14 protein-coding genes are annotated in these 13,708 nt (G+C 71.7%); 8 read left to right on the top strand and 6 right to left on the bottom strand.

The genetic code is table 11. The annotated features are described in order from the left end of the window. Positions 1-11: 11 nt before the first annotated feature. Positions 12-653: a DUF4383 domain-containing protein gene (locus tag ABJI51_RS21225; RefSeq protein WP_348952931.1), complete on the bottom strand. Its 642-nt coding sequence runs from the start codon at positions 651-653 to the stop codon at positions 12-14. Positions 654-843: 190 nt separating this feature from the next. Here ABJI51_RS21225 and ABJI51_RS21220 point away from each other — a divergent pair, with 190 nt between their 5' ends. Beyond that, positions 844-1,728 carry a serine hydrolase gene (locus ABJI51_RS21220; protein WP_348952930.1) on the top strand — a complete coding sequence of 295 codons (885 nt, stop codon included), beginning with the start codon at positions 844-846 and terminating at the stop codon, positions 1,726-1,728. Positions 1,729-1,991: 263 nt separating this feature from the next. Here the strand turns inward: ABJI51_RS21220 and ABJI51_RS21215 are convergent, their stop codons facing one another. Both ABJI51_RS21215 and ABJI51_RS21210 read right to left on the bottom strand, forming a co-directional pair. Beyond that, positions 1,992-3,200, bottom strand: coding sequence for an alpha/beta hydrolase (locus ABJI51_RS21215; RefSeq protein ID WP_348952929.1), 1,209 nt, complete (start codon positions 3,198-3,200; stop codon positions 1,992-1,994). A 135-nt stretch (positions 3,201-3,335) separates the two neighbouring features. Continuing rightward, positions 3,336-4,298, bottom strand: a complete 963-nt coding sequence (locus tag ABJI51_RS21210; RefSeq protein WP_348952928.1) for an alpha/beta hydrolase — start codon at positions 4,296-4,298, stop codon at positions 3,336-3,338. A 151-nt stretch (positions 4,299-4,449) separates the two neighbouring features. Between ABJI51_RS21210 and ABJI51_RS21205 the strand changes: the two genes are divergently transcribed. From ABJI51_RS21205 to ABJI51_RS21195, 3 genes are all read left to right on the top strand, one after another. After that, complete coding sequence (locus ABJI51_RS21205) at positions 4,450-4,908, top strand: MarR family winged helix-turn-helix transcriptional regulator (protein WP_348952927.1); 459 nt, start codon at positions 4,450-4,452, stop codon at positions 4,906-4,908. 37 nt (positions 4,909-4,945) lie between these two features. Beyond that, positions 4,946-5,788, top strand: coding sequence for an SAM-dependent methyltransferase (locus ABJI51_RS21200; RefSeq protein WP_348953049.1), 843 nt, complete (start codon positions 4,946-4,948; stop codon positions 5,786-5,788). Positions 5,789-5,877: 89 nt separating this feature from the next. Beyond that, a complete protein-coding gene (locus ABJI51_RS21195) occupies positions 5,878-6,345 on the top strand; it encodes a hypothetical protein (RefSeq protein WP_348952926.1) in 468 nt (155 codons plus the stop codon). Here ABJI51_RS21195 and ABJI51_RS21190 read toward each other — a convergent pair. After that, on the bottom strand, positions 6,328-7,266 hold the full coding sequence (locus ABJI51_RS21190) for a patatin-like phospholipase family protein (RefSeq protein ID WP_348952924.1): 939 nt from the start codon (positions 7,264-7,266) through the stop codon (positions 6,328-6,330). The two genes, ABJI51_RS21195 and ABJI51_RS21190, sit on opposite strands and share 18 nt — an antisense overlap. A 106-nt stretch (positions 7,267-7,372) precedes the next feature. On the opposite strand from ABJI51_RS21190, the gene ABJI51_RS21185 reads away from it, so the two are divergent. The 3 genes from ABJI51_RS21185 (at position 7,373) to ABJI51_RS21175 (ending at position 10,993) form a co-directional block, all read left to right on the top strand. Then, positions 7,373-7,918, top strand: coding sequence for a PadR family transcriptional regulator (locus ABJI51_RS21185; RefSeq protein ID WP_348952923.1), 546 nt, complete (start codon positions 7,373-7,375; stop codon positions 7,916-7,918). Then, positions 7,915-9,927 (top strand): FAD-dependent oxidoreductase, encoded by a 2,013-nt coding sequence (locus ABJI51_RS21180; RefSeq protein WP_348952921.1) that lies wholly within the window; start codon positions 7,915-7,917, stop codon positions 9,925-9,927. Before ABJI51_RS21185 ends, ABJI51_RS21180 begins: the two co-directional genes overlap by 4 nt. Before the next feature lie 112 nt (positions 9,928-10,039). After that, positions 10,040-10,993 (top strand): prephenate dehydrogenase, encoded by a 954-nt coding sequence (locus ABJI51_RS21175; protein ID WP_348953048.1) that lies wholly within the window; start codon positions 10,040-10,042, stop codon positions 10,991-10,993. Here the strand turns inward: ABJI51_RS21175 and ABJI51_RS21170 are convergent, their stop codons facing one another. Together ABJI51_RS21170 and ABJI51_RS21165 are read right to left on the bottom strand one after the other, a co-directional pair. After that, complete coding sequence (locus tag ABJI51_RS21170) at positions 10,994-11,191, bottom strand: antitoxin (protein ID WP_348952920.1); 198 nt, start codon at positions 11,189-11,191, stop codon at positions 10,994-10,996. It lies immediately after the preceding gene. A 23-nt stretch (positions 11,192-11,214) separates the two neighbouring features. Then, positions 11,215-13,182: an FUSC family protein gene (locus ABJI51_RS21165; protein ID WP_348952919.1), complete on the bottom strand. Its 1,968-nt coding sequence runs from the start codon at positions 13,180-13,182 to the stop codon at positions 11,215-11,217. A 68-nt stretch (positions 13,183-13,250) separates the two neighbouring features. Between ABJI51_RS21165 and ABJI51_RS21160 the strand changes: the two genes are divergently transcribed. Next, a complete protein-coding gene (locus ABJI51_RS21160) occupies positions 13,251-13,688 on the top strand; it encodes an SRPBCC family protein (RefSeq protein WP_348952918.1) in 438 nt (145 codons plus the stop codon). The last annotated feature ends 20 nt before the right edge of the window (positions 13,689-13,708 follow it).

Below are 13,708 nucleotides of genomic sequence, written 5' to 3'. Positions count from 1 at the left end.
CCCCGGAACTGCTAGTGGGCGAGGCCCGGCGGACGCTCTTCGCGAGTGACCTCCGGGCCTCGTCCCGTGTGGTCACGACGCAGGAACGACCGGCGGCGCGGCTCGTCGGCGACGCGGTCGGTCCGATCGGTGCGGTCCGTGCGGTCGATGACCTCGGTGCGCTGCTCGGCGACCGCGGGCTCGGCGACCGTCTCGTCTTCGGGCAGCAGGACGGCGCGGCGGGCCGGCAGCACCGCGATCAGCAGGCCGAGCGCGGCGACGCCGAGGTGCAGCCACGTGTCGGCGGGCCCGAGGTCCATCGGGTTGCCGGCGGTGGCGAAGGGGTTGGTGGAAATGAGCCCGTCGATCATCAGGCCCCACACGAACAGCAGGCCGTAGCCGATGAACAGCAGCCAGCCGAACGTCCGTGCGCGGCCCGACCCGAACGCCAGCAGCAGTCCGACGACGCCGGTGACGACGCGGACGACGCTCATGAGCGGATTGGCGGAGAACCGCCAGAAGCCCGCGTCGTGGTGCCCGGCGAAGTTGCCGAAGCCGGTGCGGGTGAGCCCGACGATGCCGACGACGAGGAATGCGAGCCCGGCCAGCCCGGCCAGCACCTGCGCCGGCTGCAGGCCTCGGACCCGGATGCGTGCGCCTTTCGCGTGAACCATGACTCCAGTCCTTCCCAGCGGGTGGTGACGACCGTCACCGCTCACGGGTACCCCGCGGACACAGGGAGCGAAACGATAGTGCTTGCCCGCAGGGCCCCGAAGCGTTCCCGATTCGGGCCCCGGTCGAGACCTATCCCACAGATTCACCTGATTCAGCGAACAGCGGCGGGCGCCACCGGCAATCCCGAGCATGCGCAAGCTGAGCAGCATCTTTCTGGTGGGGCTGTGCCTGGGGGCCGTCGGCGCAGTGGTGATCACGGCGGGTAACGGCTCGGCCGCCGCCCCCAAGCCGATCGCGGTGGCGACGCCGCGGTCCGAACCAACGGTGCCCGGGAGCGTGACACCGACACCCAAGCCGACCCCGAGCGTCACGGCCACGCCGGCGTCGAAGCCGAAGACGGGCCCGGCGCCCGGCGTCGACGCGGCGTCGCTGGACCGGCTGATGCGCGACGGGACCGTCAGTGCCGTGGTGTTCGACCGGCAGCGCGACACGACGACCGTCTCGGTGCGGCCGGACCGGGCGTACACGTCGGCGTCGCTGGTGAAGCTGCTCATCGCGCTGTCCGCGCTGGAGCAGGACGGGCCGGTCGCGCAGGTGCAGCGGATGCTGTCCCGCAGCGACGACGACCTCGCCAGCCGGCTGTGGACGGCCTACGGCGGGCCGGCGATCGTGTCGCGCTGGGCCGCGAAGATGGGCCTGACCGGAACCCGGCCGCCGTCCGACCCCGGCCGCTGGGGCGACACGCGGATCACGGCGAAGGACGTCGTGCGGATCTACCAGTACGTGCTGGCGCACGCGCCCGGCGCGGTCCTCGAAGCACTGCGGGCGGCGACCGAGCGGGGCTCGGACGGGTTCCGGCAGTACTTCGGCATCCCGGACGCCGCGAATGGGCGGCCGTGGGCGATCAAGCAGGGCTGGTCGTGCTGCCGTCCGACGCGGATGCTGCACACGTCGGGCGTGGTCGGCGAGCAGGACCGCTACATCGTGGTGGTGCTGAGCGAGCAGCCCAGCTCGGTGGACTACGCGACCGGTTCGAAGCGGGTGACGGACGTCGTCTCCGCGCTGCTCGGCTGAGGAGCGGCAGGCGGACAGGCTTGCGGAAGCCCCGGCGTGCTCGACCGACGCCGGGGCTTCCGCGCGCGTGGGGAAGGTGGGGAGCGGGTGAGGACGAGTAGTTGGCCGAGACTGCCGGACGAGCGGGGCTGGGCGGTCGCGCGGACGGCCCCGCGCTTGCTCGGGGAAGCCCCGGCGTGCTCGACCGACGCCGGGACTTCCGCGCGCGTGGGGAAGGTTAGGAGCGGGCGAGGACGAGTGGTTGGCCGAGAGAACGACCGCGCCTACTGGTCCGTGTCCGACAACGCTCCGCGGGCTCCCGAATGCGGCAGGGGCCAGGGCAGTACTCCGCCCGTTGTCTCCGTCTGGCGGCCTGCCGGGGCCGGGCCTGTCGTGTGGGCTCCGATCCAGGCCAGGACGTCCGGGATCTGGGACTTGAACGTGTTCATGTTGTGCCCCGCGTCCGGGATGCGCCACGACGAGAACTGCACCGGGGGCCGGGCCGCCGCGCGGATCTGGTCGATCGCGAAGCTCTCGTAGCTCTCCTTGTCGCCCGAAATTGCCAGGATCTCCACCGGGGACGGGTGGAGGCGGACGTTCACGCGGACGTTGTTCGCGTCGTTGATGTCCTGGCGGCCGTGGAACAGATCCTCGGTCTCCGCGTCGACCTGGGCCTTGTCGTAGCCGCTGACGCTCACCGCCTGGCCGTACCACTGGGGGTGGCGGGTCACCAGGTTCATCGCGCAGTAGCCGCCCGAGGACCAGCCCGCGATCGTCCAGGCGCGGCGGTTCTGCGAGACGCCCAGCTTGTGCAGTGCCCAGTCGCGCAGGTCCGCCGTCAGGTACGTGTCGTTCGCCGTTCCGTTGACCTCGTCGACGCACTCCGTGTCGTGGCCGACCTTCGGGACGCCCGTGGGGTCCGGGACGATCACCACCGTCGGGGGCAGCGCGCGCTTGGCGATCGCCGCGTCGAGCTGCTCCGGCATGTGGTAGCCGCTGGTGAAGACCTCGGGGCCGGACGGGTAGTTCGGGATCCACTCGATCGCCGGGAACCGCAGGTCCTTGTACGCCGCGTCGAAGTACTGGGGCGGCAGGTACACCGTGACGTCGCGGGTGATCTTCGTGCGGCGTCCGGTCACCTTCATGTGGACGACCGTTCCCTTGCCGTCGCGGGCGTGGGCGACGCCCGTGTCGCGCAGCTTTTCGAGGTCTTCGCCGTTCTCCGCCGCTTCGGCGTCGGTGCCCTGGCCGGCGAACGAGCCAGTTCCGAGAAGGGAGCCGACCGTCGGGAAGAACCCGCCGATCATGTTGCCCGCCATGCCCGTGCTGAGCACCAGCAGGACGGTGGCGAGCAGGATCGTGGCACTGCGCCACAGCCGCTTGCGCTTCCAGCGGTCCCAGAACCACGGGACCGCGATGATCGCGAGCAGCGTCAGCACGACCACCACGATCATGTTGACCGGCGAGTCGAGCCGGATGCTGCTCAGGTGCATGATTGACGGTCCTTCCGGGCGGGCAGGGAATGCGCGCCCGGATCACGGGACTCGCGTATATATCACGCCTGAGCAGCCGGACAAGTTGCGGCCCTGTGAGTTCTGTCATAGGGCCGCAACTCAGCGTTCTCTCAGTTATTGCGCGAAAGCGCGGGTCAGGACGGTGACGGCCTGGGTGATCGCCGCCTCCGCCGCGTGGGTCTCGCGCAACGCGTTCACCATCACGAAGTCGTGGATGATCCCCTGGTACCGGACGGCGGTGACGGGAACGCCGGCCTGACGCAGCTTCGCCGCGTACGCCTCGCCTTCGTCGCGCAGCACGTCGGCTTCGCCGGTGATCACCAGGGCAGGCGGCAGCCCGGCGAGTTCGTCGAGCGACGCGCGCAGCGGCGACGCCGTGATCTCCGCGCGCTGGGCCGGGTCGGTCGTGTACTGGTCCCAGAACCACTTCATGCCCTCGCGGCCGAGGAAGTAGCCCTCGGCGAACTTCAGGTACGACTCGGTGTCGAAGTTCGCGTCGGTGACCGGGTAGAAGAGCACCTGCTGGACGAAGTTCACGTCGCCGCGCTGCTTCGCGAGAAGCGTCAGCGCCGCGGTCATGTTGCCGCCGACGGAGTCGCCCGCGATCGCGATGCGCGAGGTGTCGAGCCCCTTCTCCGCGCCGTGCTCGGCAACCCACTTCGCCACGGCGTAGTTCTCCTCGATGGCGACCGGGTAACGCGCCTCCGGGGAGCGGCTGTACTCGGGGAACACCACGGCCGCGCCGGTGCCCGCCGCCAGTTCGCGCACCAGCCGCTGGTGGGTGTGGAAGTCGCCGAACACCCAGCCGGCGCCGTGGATGTAGACGATCACCGGCAGCGGGCCCTCGACGCCGGCGGGCCACACGATCCGCGTCTCGACGTCACCATTCGGGCCACCGGGGACCTGCAGCACCTCGATCTCGGCGGCGGGCATGGCGACGTCGCCGTCCTGGACGCCGTCGACGGCCTTGCGCCCCTCGGCCGGCGGCAGCTGGAACAGGTACGGCGGCTGGTCGGTGGCCTCGGCGAACGCCTGCGCGGCCGGTTCCAGCGCCAGGTTGTGCGGGTTGGCGGTCATTTCGTCCTCCTGAAGGTGCGAGCCGATGCCATGAAGGTAGCTCGCAACTGAGTTGCGCACAACTGAATTGCTTCCAATGAGATTTACGGCACTTGAGTTGCTGCCGCCTCCGGCCTGCGGGAACATGGAGAGTCACGAGAGAGGAGCCGCCATGACCGACACCGGCTCACTGCGCCTGGACGACCAGCTCTGCTTCGGCCTGTACTCGGCTTCGCGGGCGGTGACGTCGCTCTACCGGGTCGTCCTGGCGGAACTCGACCTGACCTACCCGCAGTACCTCGTGATGCTGGCGCTCTGGGAGCGGGACGACCGCCTGGTCAAGGAACTCGGCGCCGAGCTGAACCTCGACTCGGGCACGCTGTCGCCGCTGCTCAAGCGGCTCGAAGCGGCCGGGCTGGTCGACCGCACGCGGCAGGCCGACGACGAGCGCTCGGTGCGGGTCAGCCTCAGCGACGCCGGGAAGGCGCTGCGAGAGAAGGCCGTCGGCATCCCGGACGTCATCGGCGAGGCGATGGGCCTGGACGCGGCCGGGCTCGCCCGGATGCGCCGCGAGCTGGACCGGTTGACGGAGTCGGTGAACGCCTATCGGGAGGCGTTGTCCCCGGCGTGATCGTTCCCGTGGCAGCATGACCACGAAGGGGATGATCATGATCAACCACGACGACGCGCTGAAGGCCGTCGAAAGCAGCCTCGACCGGCCGTCCGCGGCCCGGGTCTACGACTACTTCATCGGCGGCAACACGCACTACGCGATCGACCGCGACTTCGCCGAGAAGGTCCGCGCCCGGCTGCCGCTCATCGGCGAGTACTGCCTGACCAGCCGCCAGTTCCTCGGCCGGGCGGTGCGCGAATGCGTGCGCAACGGGCTGCGGCAGTTCGTCGACATCGGCTCCGGCCTGCCGACCGCGGGCAACGTCCACGAGGTCGCCGACGAGACCCGGCCCGAGCTGGACACGCGCGTGCTCTACATCGACAACGAGCCCATCGCGCTGGCGCACTCGACGCTGCTGCTCGCCGACACCGCCGACCCGGACCGCCACCAGGCCATCGCCGCGGACTTCCTGCAACCGGAAGACCTCTGGGACCGCGTGAGCGCGTCGCCCGTCATCGACGTGCGCGAGCCGATCGCGCTGGTGATCAACGCGGTCATGCACTTCGTCAAGGACGAGCAGAACCCCGACCACCTGCTGGCGTTCTACCGCGACCGGCTGGCGCCCGGCTCGCTGCTGGTGCTGTCGCAGATGACCAACGAGAACCCGGTCAACGAAGACGAGCGGCAGGCGCTGATCGACCTGCTCGAGTACTACGAGACCACGACGAACCCGGGGTTCCTGCGGACGATGGCGGAGTTCGAGCGCTTCTTCGGCGGCTGGCCGATGCTCGAACCGGGCCTGGTCTACGCGCCGGCGTGGCATCCGGACGAGCACACCGTGTTCGCGGCTTCGCCGTCCGAGTCGCGGGTGATCGGCGGTGTCGCGCGCAAGCCGTGATCCACCCGGCGTCAACCCGCGGGTTGACGCCGGGGCGGCCGCGCACGGGCACCGTGGTGGGCAACGGAAACCACCGCGGAGGGAACCTCGTGAACACCACGGCCAACATCGTCCTCGGCCTCGCCGTCCTGGCCCTGCTGGTGTGGCGGCAGACGCAGAAGCGCCTGGTCCGGGAGGGCCGCCGTCCGGTCGTGCTGGTGATCCTGCTGGTGGTCGGGATCGTCCAGCTGAGCTTCTACTTCAAGACCGCGTCGACGTCGGTCGCGGTCGTCGTCGCTCTCGTGACCACGCTGCTGCTCGCCGCGGGCTTCGGGGTCGTCCGGGCACTGAGCGTCCGGATCTGGCGGCAGGACGGGCAGCTGTGGCGCCAGGGCACCTGGCTCACCGTCGTGCTGTGGGCGGGCGGTTTCGGTGTCCACATCGGACTGGACGCGCTGTTCGGCAGCGCCGCCGCCGGGCTCGGCGCCGGGTCGATCCTGCTCTACCTTGCGGTTTCCCTCGGCGTGCAGCGGCTGGTCGTGCAGTCGCGGGCCACCCGGTCAGGAAGCCTCGCGTAGGCCCTCCAGCACGTCGAGGACCGCGCTGCGGCCGAGGTCGACGGCCTTGCGCAATACCTCGGGATCACGCTCCAGCACCATCACGTCGGGCGAGCCGGCGGGCGGCCGGACGGTGAGGATCCGCGGGTCGGCCGCCAGGACCTGCGCGTCCTCGACGTCGCGGCGGTAGGTGTCGCGCCACGCCGGGATCGCGCCGGGTGCCTGACGGCGCAGGAACCGCGGCACCACGACGTCGTGCACCCGCGGCGGCGGCAGCGGCTGCTCGTCCGCGCGGCGCGTGCGCAGCACCAGGACGTCGGTCGCGCCCTGGGCCAGCGCGGTGCGGTACGGGATCGGCTCGGCCACGCCCGCGTCGACGAACCGGCGGCCCGCCATCGGGATGGGCGGCCCGGCTAGCACCGGCATGCAGGACGACGCCGCGAGCGCGACCTTGATCGCGTCGACGTCGGTCAGGAACGGGTGCAGGTCGGTGGACTCGCCGGTGTCGGCGTCGGTGGCCAGCGGGTGGAACGTCACCGGGTTGGCCAGGATGGCCGGGAAGTCCATCGGCTCCAGCACCGAATAGACCTGGTGGACGAGGTATTCGAGGTCGATGACCGCGCGGCCGCGCAGGGTGTGCAGCGGGTTGATGATCCGGCGCATGACGACCGGGTTCCACCAGGTCCGGACGCCGGTCGACGAGCGGCCGCAGAGCAGCCAGGCGCCGTTGAGCGCACCCGCCGACGAGCCGTAGACCGCGTCGAACGCGGGGGTGACGCCGAGTTCGTCGAGCGCCAGGACCATGCCGCTGGAGTACGTGCCGCGGCTGCTGCCGCCCTCGATGGCGAGCGCGAGGCGCCTGCCGTCGGTGCGTTCTCCCGGGACACTGCCCGCCGCCATCCGTTCGGAGATCAGTTCGAGTACCGGGTGCACTCCTCCCATCCTGGTCGTTTTCCGCGCGGAGTCGACCCGTTTTGCCCCACCCCCACGGGTGAAGTGACATGCGCCTCGTTGCACTGCAACTGGTTGCATAGCCATGCTGAGCCGCATGGCACTGGAGCACGCGATCCTCGTCTCGCTGTCCGAGCGCGCCGGCTCGGGCTACGAGCTGACGCGCCGGTTCGAGAAGTCGATCGGGCTGTTCTGGAGCGCCACCCACCAGCAGATCTACCGCGTGCTCAAGCGGATGGAAGAGGCAGGCTGGGTCGCCGTCGACGTCGTCGCGCAATCGGGACGGCCGGACAAGAAGGTCTACACGGTCAGCGCGGACGGCCAGGCCGAACTGGTCCGCTGGCTCGCCGAGCCCGACCCGGGCGCCGGGCCGGTCGAACTCGCCGTGAAGATCCGCGGCGCCACCTTCGGCGACCCGGCGAAGGTCGCCGAGGAGATCTTCCGGCACCGCGCGAAGCACGCCGAACGCCTCGACGTCTACCGCCAGATCGAGAAGCGCGACTTCCCCGCGCCGGACGCGCTGACCGGACGGCAGCTCCACCAGTACCTGGTCCTGCGCGGCGGCATCCGCTTCGAAGAGGGCCAGGTCGGCTGGTTCGACGAGGTCCTCGCCGCACTCCCCGACCCGAAGGACGCCCGATGAGCCCGTACCCGCACCTGCTCGCGCCGCTCGACCTCGGTTTCACGACGCTGCGCAACCGCGTCCTGATGGGGTCGATGCACACCGGCCTGGAGGACAAGGCCGCGCACTTCCCCGCCCTCGCCGAGTACTACGCCGAACGCGCCCGCGGCGGCGTCGGCCTGATCGTCACCGGCGGGTTCGCGCCGAACCGGACCGGCTGGCTGCTGCCGCTGGCGTCGAAGCTGACGACGTCGGCGGAAGCGCGGGAACACCGGCAGCTCACCGCGCCGGTGCACGACGCGGGCGGCAAGATCGCGCTGCAGATCCTGCACGCCGGCCGGTACGCCTACCACCCGCTGAGCGTGTCCGCGTCGAGCATCAAGGCGCCGATCAACCCGTTCCGGCCGCGCGCCCTGACCGGGTACGGCGTGCGCCAGCAGATCCGCGCCTTCGCCGACTGCGCCGCTCTCGCGCGCGAAGCGGGCTACGACGGCGTCGAGATCATGGGCTCCGAGGGCTACCTGATCAACCAGTTCCTCGCCGAACGCACCAACAGGCGCACCGACGCCTGGGGCGGCACGCCCGAGAAGCGGCGCCGGTTCGCCGTCGAGATCGTCAAGCGGACGCGGGAAAAGGTCGGCGAGGACTTCATCATCATCTACCGGCTGTCCATGCTCGACCTCGTGCCCGGCGGCCAGCGCTGGGACGACGTCGTCGCGCTCGCCCGGGAGGTCGAAGCCGCCGGGGCGACGATCATCAACACCGGCATCGGCTGGCACGAGGCCCGGGTGCCGACGATCGTGACGTCGGTGCCGCGGGCCGCGTTCACCTGGGTGACCGGGAAGCTCAAGCCGCACGTGACGATCCCGGTCGTCACCTCGAACCGGATCAACATGCCGCAGGTCGCCGAGGAAGCACTGGCGAGCGGCGACGCGGACCTCGTCTCGATGGCGCGGCCGTTCCTCGCCGACCCCGAGTGGATCCGCAAGGCCGAGACCGGCCGCGAGGACGAGATCAACACCTGCATCGCCTGCAACCAGGCCTGCCTCGACCACGCCTTCAAGCGCAAGCTCGTGTCCTGCATGGTCAACCCGCGCGCCGGGCACGAGACGACGTTGACGCTCTCCCCGGCACGGCGGTCGAAGCACATCGCCGTCGTCGGCGCCGGGCCCGCCGGGCTGTCCGCGGCGACCGCGCTGGCCGACCGCGGGCACAGCGTCGAGCTGTTCGAAGCCGACGACGAGATCGGCGGCCAGTTCGGCATCGCGCGGAAGATCCCCGGCAAGGAGGAGTTCGCCGAGACCATCCGCTACTACCGGCGGCGCCTCGAAGTGACCGGCGTGAAGCTGCACCTCGGGAAGCGGGCGGCGGCCGGTGACCTCACCGGGTTCGACGAGGTCGTGCTCGCCACCGGCGTCGCGCCGCGGGTGCCGTCGCTGCCCGGCATCGATCACCCGAAGGTGCTGTCGTACGTCGACGTCGTCAAGCACGGCAAGCCGGTCGGCGCGCGGGTCGCGGTGATCGGGGCAGGCGGCATCGGAGTCGACGTCAGCGAGTTCCTCACACACGCCGGCTCCCCCGCCCTCGACCGCGACGCGTGGATGGCGGAGTGGGGTGTCACCGATCCGGAACAGGCGGCGGGCGGGCTCGGCACGCCGCGGCCGGAGCCGTCGCCGCGGCAGGTGTACCTGCTGCAGCGCAAGAAGACCGGGATCGGTTCCGGCCTCGGCAAGACCTCCGGCTGGGTGCACCGGGCCGCGCTCAAGGCCAAGCGCGTCGAGCAGCTCCCCGGCGTCACCTACGAGCGGATCGACGACGACGGCCTGCACATCACCGTCGACGGCGTGCCGCGGCTGCTGGAGGTCGACACGGTCGTCGTCTGCGCCGGTCAGGAGCCGGTGCGGGACCTCGCCGACGAGCTGCGGGCCACCGGATTGCCGGTGCACCTGATCGGCGGGGCGGACGTCGCCGCGGAACTCGACGCCAAGCGTGCCATCGACCAGGGGACGCGGCTCGCCGCCGCGCTGTAGCCCCTCAGGCGTCCGGCACATTTTTCTTTCGGGGGTCCGGGTGGCGGAGCCCCCGGCGCGGGGCGGAGCCCCGGTTGTTACTGGCAGGATGGGCCCCGTGCGAGACGTATGCGTGATCGGGCTCGGGCTGATCGGCGGGTCGCTGCTGCGCGCGGCGGCCGCGAGCGGCCGCACGAGCTGGGGTGCCGCGGTTTCCGAAGGGGACGCCGACGCGGCCAGCAGGGCGGGTTACGACGTCACGACCGACGTCGAAGCGGCCCTGCACCGGGCCGCGGCCGAGGACGCGATGGTCGTGCTCGCCGTGCCGCTCCCGGCCGTCGAGGACCTGCTGCGGCTGGTCTCGCAGCACGCGTCGCACTGCCTGCTCACCGACGTCACCAGCGTGAAGGCGCCGGTTCTCGACGCGGTCCGGCGCCGCGTGCCGTACACGCGGTACGTCGGCGGGCACCCGATGGCCGGGACGTCGAAGTCCGGCTGGCTGGCCGGGGACGCGGCGCTGTTCCAGGGCGCGGCCTGGGTGGTCGGCGTCGAGGAGGACACCGACCTCGAAGCCTGGGCCGAAGTGGCTCGCCTGGTGCTCGACGTCGGGGCGCACGTGGTGCCGCTGCCCGCGGAGTCGCACGACGAGGCCGTGGCCCGGATTTCGCACCTGCCGCACCTGTTCGCGGCCATCCTCGCGACGATCGGCGCCGAGGGCGGGCCGCTGGCCATGTCGCTGGCCGCCGGGTCCTACCGCGACGGCACGCGCGTCGCGGGGTCGAACCCGCAGCTCGTCCGCGCCATGACCGAAGGCAACCGGGACGCGCTGCTCCCGATCGTCGACGAGGCACTCGGCCGGCTCGGCGCGGCCCGCGGTTCGCTGGCCTCGACCGGCGGGCTCGCGGCCACGATCAACGCGGGATACGAAGGGGCGCAAGCGCTTGCGGCCAGCCTGGACGTCGAGCGGGCAGGCGTGCGGATCAGCCTGTCCGCGCCGGACGCCCGGCAGGGCCTGATCGCGCTCGGCGAGCGCGGCGGCCGGATCACCGGGCTGTCCGACGGGATCGCGACGGGCGAGGTCCAGTAGCTACCGGTCCGGCGTGTCGTCGAACTTGTTGAGGAAGTCCTTCGCCTTCTCGACGCCCGTGTCGATCTGCGAGTCGTGGCCCGCGAACTTCGACTTCGCGAATTCGGCCGCCTTGTCGAGCCCCTCCTCGATCTTGTCGTTGTGCTCGCGCAGGGCCTCTTCGGCCTTGCCCTTCAACGCCTCGAAGTCGATTCCCATGCGTGCATTGAACCGCACGAACCTCAGGTGCGCCTGTGGTAGGGCAGGAACCGCCGGACGAGCCGCGGCGGCGTGCGTTCCACCAGGTCAGGGCCGCGGACGGCGTCGAACGCCGACTCCAGCTGGTCGACCACGCCGGACAGCTGGTCGGAGTCCGGCAGCGGCACCGACCGCGGCTCGCGCTGCTCGCGGATCGCCGCGGCCAGCTCGTCCAGTGCCGCCGTCAGCAGCTCGACGTCGGCCGGGTCCGGCGGGGGCACGCCGCGCCCGATCGTCACGCCGACCTCGGTGACGGCGTCCGCCACCCGTTCCTGCGCGGCGATCACCGGCCACCACGCCACCGCCTGCCGCCCGTTCGCGGACGGCTCGACGACGGCCTGCTGGAACGCCGTCCGCAGGTCGGCCAGTGCCCGGTAGGCACCGCGCCGGGCGCGCGAGCGGGCCAGCCGCGCCTCGCCCGACGACGCCTCGACCAGCGCGGCCCGGACGTACTTCGCGACCGCGGCCAGCCCGTCGGCCAGCCGCCCGCCCACCTGCGGGCGCCTGCTGCCCGGCCACAGCAGGTAGCCGAAGACCAGCACGATCACGCAGCCCAGCACGGTGTCGACCAGCCGGGCCAGCACCACGGTCCAGTTCCCGGTGTGGGCCAGGCCCATCTGCAGGATGATCAACGGCGTCACGAAGGCGCTCTGGACGCCGTAGTTGCGCACCTTCCCGAAGGCGATGCCGCCGGCGAAGACCGCGCTCAGCACCACCAGCGCCCAGCCGTGCGCGCCGAGCGCGAGGACGACGGCGCCGATCCCGACGCCCACGACCGTGCCGATGCCGCGCAGCAGCGCGCGGCCGAAGACCGAGCCGAAGTCGGGCTTGAGCACGATCCCGACGGTCAGGGTGATCCAGTACGACCGCTCCAGCGGCACGAGCAGGCCGACGACCTCGGCGATCGCGACGCACAGCGTCAGCCGCAGCGCGGCGATCCAGGTCAGCGGGCCGGACGCGAGCGAGCCCGCCCAGTCCCGCAGGCGGCGGTGCCACGGCGTCGGCTCGCGGCGCTTGCGGTCGTCGCCCTTGCCGATCCGGACCAGGCCCGCGTACAGCGCGGCGAGCACCGGGTCGGATTCCCCGGGCGGCGACGGCGGTGGCTGCGGCAGTGGCTGGGCGGCCAGCACCGCCGCCGACAGCGCGACGAAGTGGTCGATGACCTCCTGCGGCGGGCGACGGCCTGCGTTGATCATCGCCACCGACGCCTCGACCGCGGGTGTCGTCGCCGACAGCAGGTTGAGCAGCTGCCGGTAGGCGGCGTCGCGGCCGGACAGCCAGGAGCGCGCGGTGAGCAGCTGGTCGTAGGCGGTGTTCATCGCCGTGGTCAGCCGGTGGCGGGCCACCCGCGAGACGGCCTCCTCGGTCGCCGAGAGCATCGCGGCCAGCTCGACGTAGACGTGCGCGACGGCGGTGCGTTCCGGGCTGGTCGCCCGGACGGTCCAGGTGACCAGCGCGACCAGCAGGCTCCAGGCGGCGCCGAGGCAGAAGCAGCCGAAGAGGACTTCGACGCGGACGCCGGTCGCGTGCTGGCCGGTGCCGAGCACGCAGAACACGAGCATCTGCAGCCCGGCGACCGAGGCGTTGCTGCCTGCCGCGCTGATCACCGCGGACACCGCGGCGACCAGGATCACCGCGGGCACGGACAGCGCGGGCGTGCCGCCGGTGAGCAGCCCGACGAGGTAACCCGCGGTCGCGGCGAGCGTCGCCCCGCCGAGCCGCCGGGCGCGGTAGCGGTAGGGCCCGGCCGATTCGGACAGCACGGTCGGCAGGGCCCCGGTCGAGACGAGCGCGCCGACCGCGATGTCGCCCGCCGCGTACGCCACCGCGAGCGGCACGGCCAGTGCCACGACGGCGCGGGCGACCATGTTCCACGGCACGGGCACGGGAGCGCTGCGCAGGAGCTGGACCAGCCAGTGCGGCGCGGCGAGGTCGGGGCGCGGCGTGCTCACCGCCTCATCTTGACCTACGCTGCCGGGAAGGCTTAATTATCAATCTGTCAACAACGTGGGAGGTTCCGGTGGGCCGCAAGTTCTCCTTCGAGGTCAACCGCACGAGCACCGCACCGCCGGAGGCCTTGGCCGCCCTCGAAGCGGACGGCCCGCGCTGGGCGGAGTGGGGAAAGCCACTGATCGTGCAGGCCCGCTGGGCACGGCCGGGCCCCGGCGTCGGCGCCGTCCGCGAGGTCGGGATGTGGCCGGTCCTGTTCCGCGAGGAGACGCTCGAGTACGAGCCCGGCCGTCGGCACGTCTACGGGTTCGCCGGGCCGAGGCCCCTCAAGGACTACCGCGCCGAGGTCCTCGTCACCCCGGCCGACGGCGGCGGGACGCACCTGCGCTGGACCGGGTCGTTCACCGAGCCCGTCCGCGGCACCGGACCGGCCCTCGCCGCGTTGCTCGAACGAGTGATTCGCCTGTTCTCGGCCAAGCTGGTCAGGGCGGCCGAAACCGGGCGCTGACCTGGGTGGGCCGGGCCACA

Source organism: Amycolatopsis melonis (assembly GCF_040064235.1).
GTDB classification, from domain to species: Bacteria; Actinomycetota; Actinomycetes; order Mycobacteriales; family Pseudonocardiaceae; genus Amycolatopsis; species Amycolatopsis melonis.
This window is presented reverse-complemented; position numbering and strand designations above follow the sequence as displayed.

Coding starts and splice junctions, on each gene's coding strand:
- ABJI51_RS21225 (WP_348952931.1), bottom strand. CDS start 653: ATGGTTCACGCGAAAGGCGCACGCATCCGGGTCCGAGGCCTGCAGCCG.
- ABJI51_RS21220 (WP_348952930.1), top strand. CDS start 844: ATGCGCAAGCTGAGCAGCATCTTTCTGGTGGGGCTGTGCCTGGGGGCC.
- ABJI51_RS21215 (WP_348952929.1), bottom strand. CDS start 3,200: ATGCACCTGAGCAGCATCCGGCTCGACTCGCCGGTCAACATGATCGTG.
- ABJI51_RS21210 (WP_348952928.1), bottom strand. CDS start 4,298: ATGACCGCCAACCCGCACAACCTGGCGCTGGAACCGGCCGCGCAGGCG.
- ABJI51_RS21205 (WP_348952927.1), top strand. CDS start 4,450: ATGACCGACACCGGCTCACTGCGCCTGGACGACCAGCTCTGCTTCGGC.
- ABJI51_RS21200 (WP_348953049.1), top strand. CDS start 4,946: ATGATCAACCACGACGACGCGCTGAAGGCCGTCGAAAGCAGCCTCGAC.
- ABJI51_RS21190 (WP_348952924.1), bottom strand. CDS start 7,266: ATGGGAGGAGTGCACCCGGTACTCGAACTGATCTCCGAACGGATGGCG.
- ABJI51_RS21185 (WP_348952923.1), top strand. CDS start 7,373: ATGGCACTGGAGCACGCGATCCTCGTCTCGCTGTCCGAGCGCGCCGGC.
- ABJI51_RS21180 (WP_348952921.1), top strand. CDS start 7,915: ATGAGCCCGTACCCGCACCTGCTCGCGCCGCTCGACCTCGGTTTCACG.
- ABJI51_RS21170 (WP_348952920.1), bottom strand. CDS start 11,191: ATGGGAATCGACTTCGAGGCGTTGAAGGGCAAGGCCGAAGAGGCCCTG.